General features: G+C 66.9%; 11 protein-coding genes. 9 read left to right on the forward strand and 2 right to left on the reverse strand.

Translation table 11 applies throughout. From position 1 onward, the window contains the following. The first annotated feature begins 192 nt into the window (after positions 1 to 192). The 9 genes from ACZ7HT_RS32355 to ACZ7HT_RS32395 all read left to right on the forward strand — a co-directional run bounded on the left by ACZ7HT_RS32355 (position 193) and on the right by ACZ7HT_RS32395 (position 10,804). Complete coding sequence (locus ACZ7HT_RS32355; protein ID WP_471172431.1) at positions 193 to 1,122, forward strand: hypothetical protein; 930 nt, start codon at positions 193 to 195, stop codon at positions 1,120 to 1,122. 28 nt (positions 1,123 to 1,150) lie between these two features. Beyond that, complete coding sequence (locus ACZ7HT_RS32360) at positions 1,151 to 2,419, forward strand: condensation domain-containing protein (RefSeq protein WP_471172433.1); 1,269 nt, start codon at positions 1,151 to 1,153, stop codon at positions 2,417 to 2,419. Between the two features lie 382 nt (positions 2,420 to 2,801). Then, positions 2,802 to 3,071 carry an acyl carrier protein gene (locus ACZ7HT_RS32365; RefSeq protein ID WP_471172435.1) on the forward strand — a complete coding sequence of 90 codons (270 nt, stop codon included), beginning with the start codon at positions 2,802 to 2,804 and terminating at the stop codon, positions 3,069 to 3,071. Between the two features lie 124 nt (positions 3,072 to 3,195). Then, the gene (locus ACZ7HT_RS32370; protein WP_471172473.1) at positions 3,196 to 4,296 is read left to right on the forward strand and encodes a branched-chain amino acid aminotransferase; all 1,101 of its coding nucleotides are present in this window, start codon (positions 3,196 to 3,198) and stop codon (positions 4,294 to 4,296) included. A gap of 43 nt (positions 4,297 to 4,339) precedes the next feature. Continuing rightward, entirely contained in the window at positions 4,340 to 6,343 is a 2,004-nt protein-coding gene (locus ACZ7HT_RS32375) for an amino acid adenylation domain-containing protein (protein WP_471172439.1), read from the forward strand. 5 nt (positions 6,344 to 6,348) lie between these two features. After that, positions 6,349 to 7,620 (forward strand): cytochrome P450, encoded by a 1,272-nt coding sequence (locus ACZ7HT_RS32380; protein ID WP_471172442.1) that lies wholly within the window; start codon positions 6,349 to 6,351, stop codon positions 7,618 to 7,620. 25 nt (positions 7,621 to 7,645) lie between these two features. After that, on the forward strand, positions 7,646 to 8,383 hold the full coding sequence (locus tag ACZ7HT_RS32385; protein ID WP_471172444.1) for a thioesterase II family protein: 738 nt from the start codon (positions 7,646 to 7,648) through the stop codon (positions 8,381 to 8,383). Beyond that, positions 8,380 to 9,129, forward strand: a complete 750-nt coding sequence (locus ACZ7HT_RS32390) for a thioesterase II family protein (RefSeq protein WP_471172446.1) — start codon at positions 8,380 to 8,382, stop codon at positions 9,127 to 9,129. The genes ACZ7HT_RS32385 and ACZ7HT_RS32390 overlap by 4 nt, the downstream gene beginning before the upstream one ends. 454 nt (positions 9,130 to 9,583) lie before the next feature. Next, positions 9,584 to 10,804: a class-II aminoacyl-tRNA synthetase family protein gene (locus ACZ7HT_RS32395; RefSeq protein WP_471172449.1), complete on the forward strand. Its 1,221-nt coding sequence runs from the start codon at positions 9,584 to 9,586 to the stop codon at positions 10,802 to 10,804. 113 nt (positions 10,805 to 10,917) lie between these two features. Here ACZ7HT_RS32395 and ACZ7HT_RS32400 read toward each other — a convergent pair whose 3' ends face one another. Together ACZ7HT_RS32400 and ACZ7HT_RS32405 are read right to left on the reverse strand one after the other, a co-directional pair. After that, on the reverse strand, positions 10,918 to 11,691 hold the full coding sequence (locus ACZ7HT_RS32400; protein WP_471172451.1) for an endonuclease/exonuclease/phosphatase family protein: 774 nt from the start codon (positions 11,689 to 11,691) through the stop codon (positions 10,918 to 10,920). Between the two features lie 58 nt (positions 11,692 to 11,749). Continuing rightward, on the reverse strand, positions 11,750 to 12,556 hold the full coding sequence (locus ACZ7HT_RS32405; RefSeq protein ID WP_471172453.1) for a hypothetical protein: 807 nt from the start codon (positions 12,554 to 12,556) through the stop codon (positions 11,750 to 11,752). Between the last annotated feature and the right edge of the window lie 722 nt (positions 12,557 to 13,278).

Below are 13,278 nucleotides of genomic sequence, written 5' to 3' on the forward strand. Positions count from 1 at the left end.
TTTCGTATGCCGCCCGCTGCCCTGTCAACCGCCGATCTGAATCGGGTCCTGGACTCGATCATGCTCCGGAATCCCACGCTGTCCTATCGCATAGGGTTTTCCCGTGGCGAGGCGTACCAGGAGCGGTATGCGGCCACGTATGACTTCGCCGAAATGCAGGCGGAGAACGAAGAGGCCGTCGTAAGCCTTTCCATGACGGCGGTCGATGAATTCGAAGCCGATCTGGACGGTGTCGCGATGGCGGCCCGTCTCGTACGCTCCCCCGACGCCGACCATCTGCTGCTGGTCTTCGACCACGCACTGGTCGACGGCCAGTCGCTGGCCATGATGATCCAGCAGTTGGCCGCCCCGGGGCCTGCCGATGACGGGCGGTGGGAGCGCTTCGAGGCCGCCGTCCTGGACAGGGCCGAGTCCGAGAGCGCCGCTGCGGACGGACGCGGAATCGCCTTCTGGGCGGACCGCCTGAAGAACTTCGACGGAGAGCTCCCCCGGTCGGCGACGCAGACGCCCTCCGAAGTCATCCCCATCGTCGGCCTCCCGGGCGTCGCCGTCCCGACCGCCGTCCGTGGCTCCTACTTCCCGTACGTCCTCTTCTCGCTCCACCGCGCGCTGCGCGACGTCACGGGGGCCGAGGCGACCATCGTCGCCTACCCCTGGGGGCGGCGGAACGAGAAGTTCTCCGACGTCACCGGGTGTTTCCTGAACACCGCCCTCTCGCTCGACCTGACCGGACCGCGCAGCCCGCTCGAGGCGATGGACGACTTCGTCGACGACTGGTGCCGGGAGATCGACCACGCGGACGTGCCGTTCTTCTCCCTCGCGGGGCTCGAATCCGCGGGCGCCGTCGCGGGGACGCTCGTCCACGCGGGGATGTTCGCCTACGAGGTCGCGCCGGCGGGCGGCGTGAACATCGCGGGGATCGAGGCCGTCGAGGTCTCGCCGCGCTTCGGCCACAACCAGCCGATGTCGCCGTTCACCGCTGCCGCGACGGTCCGTGAGCACGAGATCGGGCTCGAACTCACGGTGGACGAGGGGACCGGCTACGGGCTCCAGGACCTCGGTACCCGCTGGCGCCATCGGCTCGGCGAAGTGTTCTCGTGCTTTCCCGCACGGCAATCCTGACAACTGACACGGAGGCAAGGAAATGACTGTGGGCCGGGCTGAGGTCACGCGGGGTCCGACGGCACTCGCCGAGATGTCCCGGCTGGCGGGCGAGTTCTCGGACAGGCACAACCTTGTCTACTGCGTGGTGTGGCTCACCGGGGAGCTGGACATCGCCGCCGTCCGTAAGGCGTGGCGGGGCGTCTGCATGACTCATGACGTGCTGCGTCGGGCCTACCTCTCGCCGGACGAAGCATGCACGTACGACGACGTGTTGGGTGAGGTGGAGTTCCACACCGCCGATTCGGACACGGAGGCGCTCAAGACGGTACGCCAGATCATGACCCCCTTCGACCTCTCCGAGGTGGGGTTGTGGCGCATGGCGATCGTGCAGCGCGACGAGCACAGGCACCTTCTCGGGATAGCGCTGGACCACATCTTCATCGACGAGAAGACGTGGAAGCGCCTCATGGCGGACTTCGGCGAGTTCTACGAGCGCGCCATTCGAGGGGAGAGCGTCCCCGACAAGGTCGAGAAGAACGCGTATCACGACTTCGCGCTGCTTGAGCGCCGCGAGCTGTTCGGTGCATGGGGTGAGGAGCGTAAGGCGTTCTGGCGCTCCCAGACCGAGCGGTTCGGAACGTTTCCTCCCGCCTTTCCGATCGCCTGTGAACCGAAGGGCGAATCCAGTCTCACGCGGGTGCATCACGCGTTGCCGGCGGACGCGAAGGCGCGCGTACTCGACATCGCGAAGCGTGCCCGGGCGACACCGTTCGTCACGGTGGCCGCCGCTGCGCTGGCAAGTCTGCAAGAGGTGAGCGGCGCCCCGAGCGTGGGGGCCACCACTCCATTTCACGGGCGCGTGCTGCCGGGTACAGCCGATATCGCCGGCCTGTTCGTCCAGATGGTCCCCCTGCAACTGGCCGCGGGGTCGCGGAGCCCGCTGGAAACGGTTCGCGAAGTCTTTGCTCATACCCTTGACGTGTTCGAGTACGTCCTCCCGCTCCGGTCCGCCGGAAGGCTCTGGAACGAGGAGCTGGCGTCCGTGGACCGGAGCGCCGGGATGGGCGTGGTCCTCGACAAGCGGACGGTGACCTTCGGGGAGTCGGAGTCACTGTTCGTCGGAACGAAGTCGGAAATCGTGCACCTTTATGTGCCGGGCGAGGTGACCTGGCCGCGAACTCTTCAATTCAGGTGGGAACTGGATGACGAGGACCCGCAGATCGTTGTTTACTACAACGAGAACTATTTCCCGGGCGACGTCGTCGAATCACTGATCCAGGGAGCTGAGAGCTTCGTGCTTTCGGCGGGCAGCTGACTCCTGACCCCGATCGTTCACGAGTCCCCGTCGGCGTGCCGACGGGGACTCCGTGTCCGCCGGCCGTGTCATGCGGGGAAGGTTGCGCAGGCCGTCGGCGCGGGCGCCTCGGATGCGGTCCTCGCCGGGCCCGCCACCGGCCTCCCGGACCCGGCCCGGCCGGGGAACTCCCCTCCGGGATCCGGTCGGCCGTCGCCAGGAGTCCAGCACGCGGAGGAGACCCTGACTGGTGCCAGTACGTAGGCGTCCGGTCGGTGCCATAGCCTCGGCCTTCAGTTCATGGTGACTGACCCTGAAGGGTCGTTCCAGACTTCCACCATCCCCTCCGACCACCTCTCGAAGATGCCCAGATCGGCATCGTTCGCATTCCCTGGGGGACCTCGTGTTCACACCTGGCACGCCACAGCCTGACAGTGGAGAATCTGCCGACTCGCCCTGGCTCCAAGCATTTCGCGAGGTTCTCGAGTCCGCCGACATCGACGAGGACACCAACTTCTTCGAGGCGGGCGGCCATTCCCTGCTGATCCCGAAGCTATTGACGCGCTACGAGGCGCTTACGGGTTGGCGGCCTCCGGTGAGCCTCCTGTTCAAGTTCTCGTCCCCGCGCGAGCTTGAGGCGCAGTCGGCCGTGCTCAACGAGCGGACCGCGTAGCAGGGCAGCCGGTAGCGCGATTCCGGTGCGTCGGCGGTCAGGGCTCTGCCAAGGCACGGGCCTGGGCGACTGTCGGGCCGGAAGAAGCGCGTTTCACACGAACTTCTGGAAGAGGGCAGTAGCCATAGTCGACTTCGAGATCAGGCCGAACCAGACCCCGGCGCCCGAGGCGGAGCGCCGCGCGGCTCTCGACGCCGGCGCGTTCGGCCAGGTGTTCTCCGACCACATGGTCACTCTGCGCTGGGATGAGGAGCGCGGGTGGCACGACGGGCGGGTCGAGGCCTTTCAGCCCATCTCCCTGCTGCCGTCGGCGTCGGTGTTCCACTACGGGCAGGAGATCTTCGAGGGGATGAAGGCGTACCGTCACGAAGACGGGTCCACCGCCCTCTTCCGGCCGGAGCGCAACGCCGAACGGTTCAACGCCTCCGCCCGTCGGATGGCGATGCCGGAGATCCCCGTGGAGACGTTCGTCCACGCCGTCGAACTGCTCGTCCGGCAGGATCGCGCATGGGTGCCCGACGGCGAGGGCAAGAGCCTTTACCTGCGTCCGATGATGATCGCCACCCAGCCGACGCTGGGATTCACCCTTCCGTCGAACAGCTACCTGTTCTGCGTGTTCGCGAGCCCGGTGTCCGGGTCCTTCAATGGACGCACCGGGCCGTCCGCGCTGTCCGTCTGGCTGTCCGACGAATACAGCCGCGCCGCCCCCGGTGGCACCGGATTCGCGAAGACCGGCGGTAACTACGCCGCCGCGTTCCTGGCCCAGCGGAACGCCGTGAACAACGGTTGCGACCAGGTCGTCTGGCTCGACGCGGTCGAGCACACGTGGGTCGAGGAGATGGGCGGGATGAACCTCTGCTTCGTCCAGCGCTCCGGCGACTCCCACACCCTCATGACGCCCGCGCTGACCGGAACGCTGCTGCCCGGCGTGACGCGGAGCTCGCTGCTCCAGCTCGCCGAGAGGCTCGGCCTCGGCGTCGAAGAGGGCCGCATCTCGGTGGACCAGTGGCGCAAGCAGTGCGAAGCGGGCGAGATCACCGAGGTCTTCGCCTGCGGGACCGCGGCGGTCATCGCGCCGGTCGGACAGGTGCGCGGTACCGACGGCGGATGGACGATCGGCGACGGCAACCCCGGCCCGGTCACCATGCGGCTCCGCGAGGAATTGATCGGTATCCAATACGGCCGCATCCCCGACGAGTTCGGGTGGACACACACCGTCTGCTGACCAGTTTTGCCGCATCAGGACTGACAGAGAAAGATCTCCCGACTTGAACGAGTTTGACAACCCCAACAGCACGTTTGTGGTCCTGGTCAACGACGAGGAACAGTACTCACTGTGGCCGTCGAAGATCGAGCGCCCGTCCGGCTGGCGTGTGGCGCGGGAGGCCGGCTCTCGCGAAGAGTGCCACGCGTTCATCGAAGAGACCTGGTCGGACATCCGGCCGGCGAGTGCCCGGGGCGCCGCCCCCGCGCACGACGCGGTGGCGCTCATCCACGACATGGTCGCCGAGCAGGTCAGGCGTACGCCCCACGACGTGGCGGTCAACCACGCGGGCTCCGCGCTGACCTACGAAGAGCTGAACACGCAGGCCGAGGCGCTGGCCGCCCGGTTGCGTTCGGCGGGCGTCGGTGGCGGATCCGTCGTCGCCGTCGTCCTCGGCCGGTCGCTGCCGCTCATCACGACGCTGCTGGCCATCCTCAAGGCCGGCGGGGCGTACCTGTACCTCGACCCGGCCGAGTCGGCCGACCTGCGGCGCCGGATCGTGGCGGACTCCGCCGCCCGGTTCGCGGTCGTCAACCGCGAGACGGCGGACCTGGTCCCGGAGATCAGCCAGATCCTGTGCGTCGACGACGAGACCGCCGACCGGTTCACGCCGGAGCCGGCCGACGAGACGCCGATCACGGCCGACACTCCCATGTACGTCTGCTACACCTCCGGGTCCACCGGCGAGCCCAAGGGCGTCGTCGTGCCGCACCGCGCGGTCTTCCGGCTGATCGACAAGCCCGACTGGATCGACGTCCAGCCTGACGACGTCTTCCTGCAGCTCACCCGCGTCGGGTTCGACGTCTCGACCTTCGAGATCTGGACCCCGCTGGTACGCGGCAACCGCCTCGCGCTGGCCAGCACCGGCCACGCCGACTTCGCCGAGCTCATCGCCACGGTGCAGAACGAGGGCATCACCGTCCTGTGGCTCACCACCGGGCTCTTCCACAAGATCGTCGACCACCACCTCGACGGCCTCGGCGAGGTCCGCCATCTCCTGGCCGGCGGCGACGTCCTGTCGCCGTCGCACGTCCGGAAGCTCCTGGAAACCCACCCGCACCTGGTCTTCACCAACGGGTACGGCCCCACGGAGAACACGACGTACACCACCTGCTGGACCTCGCGCACGGCGCCCACCGGTTCCCGGGTGTCGATCGGGCGGGCCATCGAGGGCACGACGACCATGGTCCTCGACGACGCCCTCCGGCCGGTGAAGCCGGGCGACGTCGGCGAGCTCTGGGTCAGCGGGCCCGGAGTCGCCACCGGCTACCTGCGCAGGCCGGTGGCCACCGCGGAGAAGTTCGTCGCCGACGTCGACCCCTCCAGGCCCGGCGCCCGGATGTACCGCACCGGCGACCTCGTGATCGAGGGCGACGACGGCAACCTCGACTTCCTGGGCCGTGCCGACCGGCAGCTCAAGATCCGCGGCTACCGCGTCGAGCCCAGCACGGTCGAGATGGAACTGATGTCCCACCCGAAGGTGCAGCGGGCCGTGGTGCTCGCCCACACCGACGGCGCGGGCGACGCCCGGCTCATCGCCACCGTCGCCGTCGGCGAGATCCTGGCGGACGAGGCGTCCACCCTGGGCAACGAGCTGCGCGACCACCTGCACAAGACGCTGCCCGCGCACCTCGTCCCGTGGGGGATCTTCCCCGTCGCGGACATCCCGCTGAACGCGAACGGCAAGGTCGACCGCTCGGCCCTGCCCGCGGCCAAGATGCCGCGCAACGTCTGGAACGACTACGTCGAGCCCTCCACCGACCTCCAGCGCAAGCTGGCGGAGATCTGGAGCGACGCCCTCGAGATCGAGCCGATCGGCATCACCGACGACTTCTTCGAGCTGGGCGGGCACTCGCTGCTCGCGGCCGAGCTGCTGGCCGCGCTGGAGAGCCGATTCAAGGTGGCCATGTCCGCCCGTACCTTGTTCCTGAATCCCACGATCGAGGCTTTGGCCGAAGAGGTCTCGCGGCGGCTGGATGGCGCCGCGGCCGAGGCCGGACAGGGGTGATGAAGATGACCGAAATCGACGAGACGCCCACCCGCCTGGTGAGCAAGTGCCCGGTGACGCACACGGCGACGGCGGCGTACGGGTACGGCCCCGCCGACCCGATGCTGTTCAGCGACGGCGACTACCGCGCCACCTGGGCCCGCCTGCGCGACCTCGACCGGCTCAACTGGCAGCAGGTCGACGAGCGGCGCGGCTTCTGGTCCGTCGTCAAGTACGACGACGCCGACCGGGTCCTGCGCGACCACGACACGTTCACGTCCGAGCGCGGAACGATGCTCGACACCCTGGGCACCCAGGACCCCGCGGGCGGCCGCCAGATTCCGGTGACCGACCCTCCGCGGCACACCGGGATGCGCGCGCGCCTGCAGAAGGCGCTCACGCCCAAGTCGCTGGAGGCCCAGCACGCGGCGATCCAGGGTCTGGTGCGCGAGCTGTTCGCGCCGCTGGGCGACGGCGGCTCCTTCGACTTCGCCCAGGCCATGCTCATGCTGCCCGTGGCGGTGGCCGGTGTCGCGATGGACCTGCCGCGCGAGGACTGGCCGCGGCTGTGCCACCTGCTCAACGCCTCGATCGCCGGCAGTGACCCCGACTACCTGGACGCCGGCAGCGGCGACGCCGTGGCGACGGTGGACAACGCCCACCGGGAGCTGTTCGCGTACTTCCAGGAGATCTACCGCGAGCGGCGCCGCAACCTCGGCGACGACCTCATCAGTGTTCTGCTGACCACCGATGTGGACGGCCGGCCGATGGCCCCCGGCGAGGTCATGTCGAACTGCTACAGCGTGCTGCTCGGCGCCTCGGTGACGACTCCGCACTCGCCCAACTACGTGATGTCCGAGCAGATCGGGACCGGCCTGCTCGAGGAGTGGGCCGCCGACATCAGCGTCACCGGGTCCGCGGTCGAGGAGGCCCTGCGCCTCGCTGCGCCCGTGAACTACTTCATGCGCCACGCCACCCGGGACGTCGAGGTCCGGGGCACCAAGGTCAAGGAGGGCGACCCGCTCGTCGTCTGGTTCGGAGCGGCGAACCGGGACCCGGACGCGTTCCCCGACCCCGACACGTTCCAGCTGCGCCGCAAGCCGAACCGGCACCTCTCGTTCGGCATGGGCCCGCACTACTGCGTCGGTCACACGCTCGCCCGCGCCACCCTGAAGATCCTCTTCGAAGAGCTGCTGACCACGTATCACGGGTTCGAGTCCGCCGGCACTCCGGTACGGATGCGCTCGACTTTCGTGAACGGATACAAGCACCTGCCGATCACGGCACGCCGCATCTGACGAACACCGGAAGGTAAGAAGTTCCATGTCCGACGGACGTCGCTGGTTGAAGCGATTTCGACGCCCGGCAGCGGGGGCGACCACGCTGCTGTGCCTGCACCACGCGGGCGGCAACGCAGCGACGTTCCGCGAGTGGCCGCGGCTGCTGCCACCGTCGATCGATCCGATCGCGGTGCAGCTGCCCGGCCGCCAGAACCGGATCGACGAGCCGCCGTTCCAGGCCATGGAGGAGCTGGTCGACGGCCTCGTCGAGGTCGTCGAGCCGCTGCTCGACCGGCCGCTCGCCGTGTTCGGAGCGAGCATGGGCGCGCGCGTCGGGTGGCACCTCGCCCATGCCCTGCGCGAGAGGGGGCTGCCGACGCCGATCGCGCTGTACGTCTCGGCGGCGTCGGCACCGAACCTCGACCGCGAGATCCGCCCCTGGAACGGCCCGGACGAGGGCCTGGTGGAGTACATGCAGTGGCTGGGCGGCACCCCGCCCCAGCTCCTCGACGACCGTGAGCTGCTGGACGAGGTCCTGACCACCCTGCGCGCCGACCTGACCGTACTCAGTACGCACACGTACCAACCCGACGTACTGCTCGACATCCCGATCACGGCCTTCGCCGGCGTGGACGACGAGGAATGCCCGCCGCGGCAGATGGAGCCATGGGGCAAGGAGACCACCGGTCCGTTCGTCATGAACGTCATCGAAGGCGGGCACTTCCTCGACGCGCAGGCGACGCGGCTCGTGATCGACGCTATCTCGGAGGACCTGCGATGAGTGACGTCACCGCGAACCGGAAGCCGAACAAGTGGTTTCCCCGCGCGCCGCTGGCCGACGCGTCGGCACGCGTGTTCTGCATCCCGTACTCCGGCAACGGGGCGATGATGTACCGGCATTGGCCGGATTCCTACCGGGGAATCGACTTCTGCCGCCTGCAACCGCCGGGCCGGGAGAACCGGTTCAACGAGCCGATCTTCGCCACCTACCAGGAGATGGCGGTGGCGCTGGCGGACGCCGTCGAGCCCTACCTCGACGTCCCCTACGGCTTCTTCGGCCACTGCGGTTCCGCGCTCGCGGCGTACGAGGTGTCCGCGGAGATCGAGCGCCGCGGATGGCCGACGCCGAGCAACCTGTTCATCTCGTCGCAGGTCGCACCGCAGGACGGACCGGCCGGGCGATGGCTCGCGATGAACCGGTCGGAGCTGAACGACGAGCTGGACAAGATGACCATCGCGATGGGCGGCACGCCGATCCCCGACCTCAGCGACGTCTATCTGGACATCCTCGAAGAGGACATCGCCGCCAACAAGCGGTACGTCATGCCGAACCCGCAGCGGCTGGCGACGCCGATCACCACGATCGGATGGACCGAGGACATCGAGATCGACCACCGGCACATGGGCGGATGGACGGCCTGCGGCGACACGAACTTCGTGCTCCTCGACGGCCCGCACCAGCGCTTCCTCAATGCGCCGCCGGAACTCTTCGAGACCTTCGCCAAGGGCCTGCCGGCCCTTGGGTGAATCCCTCAAGGCCTCGCCTTCTCCGCGAAGCGGATGAAGGAGGCGTGGTCATCCACGCCGAGTCCCCGGGGTGCTTACGGCGCCCCGGGGATACGCGTCCCCGGGGCTGATCGGACGCGACTTCTCGTCGGCCTTTTCGCGCACCGGCGCCAGACGGGCGCCCATTCCGGCCAGGCCGGTAGCAACACCCCGATCAGCGCCCAAAGTTCATCCTCTACTAAGTAGGGGACGAACCGGATCATGTTACGATGGCGCGGCGACCGAAGGCTTTTCGGACTGCTCACAGCGGAGATCGGCACCACCGTGTGGGAATCCCACGGGGCAGCCTTCCGACATCCTCCGCTTCGTCGAGATCGATCGCACTCTGCCGCAACGATCTCGCCCCCGCAGCGTAACCACCCGCTGTCCAGGCTCAGGGGGAACTTCTCCTTGCGCACCCCACTTGAGGAGTTCCATGCCCACCCAGACCGTCATGCTCGTCAAGCCGATCCCCGACTACCTCGGTTCCGAGCTGGCCAAGCGCGTGTACTACGTCTCGCCGGAGATCGAGGGGTTCCGGCTCATCGCGGAAGGCGAGCAGGTCGTCGGTGTAGAGGTCACCACATCCTCCGCCGTGGAGGGGGATGAGCTCAGCCGAAAGCTGGACGTGATCATCACCAAGGACGTCCTGCCCCAGGAGCAGTTGGAGACCGAAATACTCTGGAAGTCTCCCCACGCCGAACAGGGCGACGATGGCGTCTTCGAGAAGCTGACGGACGCCGATATCGTCGCGGAGATGGGGGAAGGGCTCTACGCCGTCGGAGGCCTCTTCAGCAAGGTGATGTTCGGGATCGACCGGCGGATTCACGAACTGGCCGTCCAGGAATTCGACGCCGGCTCGTTCCACTACCCCACCCTCATCTCCACGGAAACCCTGAAGCGCGCCGGGTACATGAGCGCCTTCCCCCAGTTCCTGATGACGGCCAGCCGATTCCACTCGGACGTCGACACCTACGACTCGTTCACCTCGGGAGTCGCGTCGTCCGAAGACATCGGCAAGCACATCGAAGAGCACAGCGAACACCTCGGCTACTGCCTTCCCCCTGCCGTTTGCTATCACGTCTACCAGCACCTGGCCGGAACCAGCCTGGACAAGAAGTACATCGCAGTGACCACTCGTGGGAAGACCTTCCGCTTCGAGGCCCGCTACCGGCGCTCTCTGGAACGGCTCTGGGAATTCACCATGCGGGAGGTCGTCTTCTTCGGTGACCGGAAGTCAGTCGTCGAACAGCGCCGCCGTATGGTTTCCGCTGTCTGCGATCTGGTCGAGGAACTGGGACTGGCCGGTCGACTCGAAGTCGCCAACGACCCGTTCTTCCTCAACGAGCAGGTCGCCGACTACGTGCAGGTCCAGCGCGTCATGGAGCTCAAGTACGAGCTGTGCCTGCCCGTCGAGGCCGGCCGCAGCGTGGCCGCCGGATCGTTCAACGTGCACGGCGACAAGTTCGGCTCCATCTTCGGGATCTCCGACGCGGACGGCGGCACCGCGCACACCGCATGTGTCGGGTTCGGGCTCGAACGTTTCGCGTACGCGGTCTTCTGCCAGCACGGCGCGGACCCGGAGGCGTGGCCCGATGCCCTGAAGGCGCTGGTCACCGCGGACGGCAACGGGTCCGCGGGAGAGCCGGAGATGTAGACGGATGTGACAGGACAGGGCCCCTGCTCGCTCGCGTGGTGATCTCACTCATCACGCCGGCGGCCGAGGGGCCCTGCCGCTTCCGCTCTCCCGGCCGGACGGCACACCCTCCGCTAGACGGAGAGGCTCACCTGCCGGTACGCGTGATCGGATTCGGTGGCCGTCACGGTCGCCGACAGCAGGCGCATCCCCTGCCCGTAGAGGATGTAGTCGTTCTTGGCGCCCTTGACGGCTGCCGTGTCGGTACGCGCGAACGCGTTGACGTACCCGTCGCGCCCGAGGGCCCCGTGCAGCACGTCCTCGACCGGGGCATGGTTCAGGTCGACGGCCAGCACGGCCGGACCGGACTCCCTGAGGGTCAGCATGTCCCGGGTGAGCATGTCCCACCCGTCGGCGAATTCCGGGTCGGTGGCACGTGCGCCGAAATGCCGCAGCGGGAAGCAGTGGCCGTTGATCAGCGCGACCTGCCGGTCACCCAGGTCGACCTCGGTGATCACGTATCCCTTGTCCGCCAGCGACCAAGCCTCTCCGTCCGGGCCGGCGCCGGTCAGGCCGGGGTTGGGGAACTGTCGGTACACCGCGTTCCCGAGCGGGAACCGGGACAGGACCGCCAGCGTGAGGTCGGCGCCTTCCGCCAGGTGCGAGGCGCTGGTGGGGAACGACACCACGTGCGGATACCCCGCCTGGCGCGCCAGGTAGTGCGGCTGGCTCTCGCCGCGCCCGCGGTAGTCGTGAGCCTCCTGGAGACAGACCACGTCGGGCGCGTGCTGCCGCAGCACCGACGCGTAGTAGTCCGGCGAGGGGATTCCACCGCGCTGATGGGATGCGCCGAGAATCCCGCCTCCCATGTTCCAGGTCGCGAGCTTGATGGGGGATGTGGGTTCCACGGTGTCGCCTGTTCGTAGGGAGGAAGTGAGACCTGTTCCGCAGGGCAGCCGCCCGCCCTCAGCCGCAGAACGCGAAGTGATCCGCCGGCTCCGTCAGCAGATCGTCACGCACGAGGAGCGGAAGCAGGGAAAGGTGCTCCTCGCGGACCAGGTCGAACCTGAGGGCGAAGGCGACCAGGGCCTCGCGCTTGGAGTGCATACGGCCTCCGTCCACATACTTGGCCCAACGGCTGACCGGAAGCTTCTGATCGGCCAGGTAGTCGATGTGGTAATTGATGCTGCTGCGGTTCGCGCCCTTGAACTGGTCGGTACTCCTCAGCCTCTCGACCACCTCTTGGACAGAGGGCACTGCCGCCATGGACGAACCGCGCAACCGCGGCTCACAGAGCGCAACGAGAACAGCAAAATACTTGCTCGCCGTATCCAGTTTGAACATGTCCGACCCGGCGACCCTAGCGGCCCGCTCAGGTCCGAGCATGGCCGGCGGCGGAGTGAAGACAGTGAGTTCGACTATGTCCAGACCGCACGGAATCAGAATGCGGGACATTTCAAATGGAATGACCATGCCCAGTCGACGAGGGCGGGCCTTGACCAGCTCCGTACCCCCCTCCAGGTTCTCGATGACGAAAGTGGAGCACGAGGTGAAGTTCGAGAGGAGGAGATGATTGCCGGAAACCTCGAACGCACCGATGCCCGGCGTGGCCTGGGGTTGAAATACTCCGGTACGGCTCGATATGCCGAAATCCAGCCGTTCGCCGACTTTCAGATTGATACGCCCCCCTTTGCGACTCGCCCCGTTAAGGTTGCGAGCGTTTCCGCGCCAGGTCACGATCACTTCCACGTCGGATTCGATCCCGGTAGACATGAACAGCACTTCCCCGTTTCCGTTGACCTCTCGCCATTTGTCACACCTTGTGGGATTGAAAACCTTCCGGTCTCCTCGACTGCCACCGTTCGCTTGAGGTGACACGAGTATCGATCGGCACGCTTCCTTGACACGACAAGAGGGATGTTGGTCACCGAGCACGCCGGCATGAGGTGCGGTGGCCCCAGAGCAGGCCAACACCCCCGTGCCTCATACCTGACGGATCGGCAACGAGACCGTACAACGCCTACAACTGCGCTAGCAAAGGAGAAAGTTCCGGCTCTCGCGGAGTGATCTGGGTTACTGTCTGGCCGGTACCACAAGGGAACTTCAAGAGCTCTTCGGCGTAATTGTCGATGCTCGTTCCGTTTTGCAATGGTCTGACGCGTTCTGCGAACAAGAAGTGTGTTGATCTTGGATCTTGACGCTCGACGGGCCTTTGGATAGTGTTTTGATCTCTGTTGATTTGACGGTCGGCCACCGGGTGGCCAGTCAGGCAATCGGCGCGAACTGAACGATCCGTTCTTTATCTGGCGCTTATTCGATGCAGCGCAGGTTGATCAGGCACGAACATGCCTTTCCTGTCATCCGTCCTACTTCATTCTGATATGCGGGGATATGATGTCAGTCGACGAAAGCGCTATACCCGGCGCCGGTTCGCGGGAAGAGCATGAGCGTCAGCTCCATGGATATGCGCGGCGTCTTCGTGATGCGCATGACCG

The sequence above is a fragment of the Streptomyces sp. NPDC037410 genome (assembly GCF_055602235.1).

Excerpts from the sequence above, each read along its gene's own strand:
- ACZ7HT_RS32355 (WP_471172431.1), top strand. The coding sequence starts at position 193 with ATGACGGCGGTCGATGAATTCGAAGCCGATCTGGACGGTGTCGCGATG.
- ACZ7HT_RS32380 (WP_471172442.1), top strand. The coding sequence starts at position 6,349 with ATGACCGAAATCGACGAGACGCCCACCCGCCTGGTGAGCAAGTGCCCG.
- ACZ7HT_RS32385 (WP_471172444.1), top strand. The coding sequence starts at position 7,646 with ATGTCCGACGGACGTCGCTGGTTGAAGCGATTTCGACGCCCGGCAGCG.
- ACZ7HT_RS32390 (WP_471172446.1), top strand. The coding sequence starts at position 8,380 with ATGAGTGACGTCACCGCGAACCGGAAGCCGAACAAGTGGTTTCCCCGC.
- ACZ7HT_RS32395 (WP_471172449.1), top strand. The coding sequence starts at position 9,584 with ATGCCCACCCAGACCGTCATGCTCGTCAAGCCGATCCCCGACTACCTC.
- ACZ7HT_RS32405 (WP_471172453.1), bottom strand. The coding sequence starts at position 12,556 with ATGTCTACCGGGATCGAATCCGACGTGGAAGTGATCGTGACCTGGCGC.